The organism is Dermacoccus sp. Ellin185 (assembly GCF_000152185.1).
GTDB classification, from domain to species: domain Bacteria; phylum Actinomycetota; class Actinomycetes; order Actinomycetales; family Dermatophilaceae; genus Dermacoccus; species Dermacoccus nishinomiyaensis.
Genome location: NZ_AEIQ01000129.1, coordinates 1 through 513 on the forward strand (window position 1 = coordinate 1; position 513 = coordinate 513).

The 513-nt window shown below is 64.3% G+C and carries 1 protein-coding gene; it reads left to right on the forward strand.

What is annotated here, in order from left to right:
- Positions 1-156: 156 nt before the first annotated feature.
- The gene (locus HMPREF0321_RS14335) at positions 157-447 is read left to right on the forward strand and encodes a Wzz/FepE/Etk N-terminal domain-containing protein (protein WP_006947547.1); all 291 of its coding nucleotides are present in this window, start codon (positions 157-159) and stop codon (positions 445-447) included.
- The last annotated feature ends 66 nt before the right edge of the window (positions 448-513 follow it).

Sequence of the window (513 nt, forward strand, 5' to 3'; positions counted from 1 at the left end):
GGTGACCCCCACCCCCTCCGAGCGCAAACGTAGAGACACGCAACCGGGCCGTTGAAGCACCCGCCATTCAGACGGCCGTCCTAGACTGACCCCGACCCTTCTCACCAGTGATACGTCGCCACGGGGGCGACAACGTGGGCGACGACAGGAGCACCCGTGACCATTCTGGACCTGGTTCGTATCATTCGGACGAACCTCAAACTGCTGCTGCTCAGCATGTTGCTCGGCATCGTCGTAGCCGCTGGTTACACCCTGACCAGGCCTGTCGAGTATCAGGCCACCTCGACGGCCCAGATCATGGCCGGCGCCTCCAATGATGCGAGTGCCGCCATGGTCAACCAGCAACTGGCCAACCAGCGTTCCGGTGCGTACGCCCAGCTGGCCTCAGGATCGGGTGTCGCCGACCGCGTCGTCGCCCTGTCCAAGGGGGCCCGTCTCGCCTGGTGACTTCGTGCTCGCAGGCGCTGGATCTGAGGGCACCTCGAATCTGTCGCTGACCGCATCCTCGAGTTC